Source organism: Oleiphilus sp. HI0066 (assembly GCF_001635725.1).
The window spans coordinates 1-1,480 of record NZ_LWFH01001282.1 but is presented as its reverse complement, the minus strand read 5'-3'; the positions used below and the strand labels follow the sequence as shown (position 1 = coordinate 1,480).

At 46.1% G+C, this 1,480-nt stretch carries 2 protein-coding genes; both read left to right on the top strand.

The window, feature by feature from the left end; genetic code table 11:
• A partial coding sequence (locus A3738_RS18690) for an NAD(P)-dependent oxidoreductase (protein WP_304440114.1) occupies positions 1–492 on the top strand: 492 nt, incomplete at its 5' end.
• A gap of 142 nt (positions 493–634) precedes the next feature.
• The coding region (locus A3738_RS18685) for an acyl-CoA dehydrogenase family protein (protein WP_068763772.1) at positions 635–1,480 on the top strand (846 nt) is incomplete at its 3' end.

Below are 1,480 nucleotides of genomic sequence, written 5' to 3'. Positions count from 1 at the left end.
GATGCACTTTCAGCATCGCTACGCGAAGGCAAGCTGCTGGGCGCAGCGATCGACGTATTCCCTGTCGAACCTAAATCAAACGATGAAGAGTTTGTGTCTCCTTTACGTGAATTCGACAATGTCATCCTTACACCGCACGTTGGCGGAAGCACAATGGAAGCACAAGAGAATATCGGTTTCGAGGTTGGTGAGAAACTTGCCACCTATAGCGACACTGGTACTTCAGTGACATCTGTAAACTTCCCTGAAGTCGCATTGCCTGCACACCCAGAAAACCACCGCCTTCTTCATATCCATGAGAATGTTCCAGGGGTTATGTCTGAGATCAACCAAGTATTCAGCGAGAACAACATCAACATTTGCGGCCAGTATCTGCAAACTAACGAGAAAGTTGGCTACGTAGTTATCGATGTCGATAAAGAATACAGCGAACTTGCTCTAGAGAAGCTGCGTAATGTTCGTGGTACGGTGCGAGTGCGCGTACTGTTCTAAGCGATTCAATCATAATGAATCCCAAAAAGGCTGTACTATTAGGTACGGCCTTTTTTATATGTAAAAGCCGCCTTCACACAGTTGTTCAAGTACTTATTACACGTTAAGTTAATGCTTCCGATAACAAGTAATAAGAATAAAAATGAGCAAACTTCATGAACGCCACTTTGGCGAAACGCAAAATATTGTACGCGCAAATGTAAGACGCTTTGTCGATACACATATCAACCCGTTTATTGATGAATGGGAAGAAGCCAACGAGTTTCCGCGCGAGCTCTACAAACTTGCTGGCGAGGCAGGTCTTCTCGGGATTGGTCACGATGGAGAGTTTGGCGGCGCTGGCGGGGACGTATTCACCAAAATTGCAGCATCAGAGGAACTCATGCGATCAAGCTCTGGTGGACTTGTTGCGAGCTTAGGAAGCATAGATATTGGTTTGCCACCCATCGCTCGTTGGGGCTCTAACGAACTGAAACAACGAATACTCCCTGATGTTATTCTCGGCAATAAAGTTATTGCTCTTGCCATCACAGAACCTTCCGGCGGATCAGACGTAGCAAACATCAAAACCACAGCTAAAAAAGATGGTGATTATTACATCGTCAATGGCAGTAAAACCTTTATTACAAGCGGGCATCGCGCCGACTACTATACAGTGGCGGTTCGTACCGGTGGCGATGGCTACGGCGGAATCAGTCTATTACTTATAGAGCGCGACACCGAAGGTTTTACGAGAGGTAAAAACCTTAAAAAAACAGGATGGTGGGCAAGCGATACAGCAGAACTGTTCTTTGATAACTGCAAGGTGCCCGCTTCGAATCTTATTGGTGCCGAGAATGCAGGATTTTTGGCCATCATGTCGAACTTTGAAATGGAACGATTAAGCCTTTGTGTGATGGCCAACATGACATCAGAACTTGCACTCGACGAAGCGCTCGCTTACGTGAAGCAGCGAGAAGCTTTTGGCCGTCCAATCGGTAAATTTCAA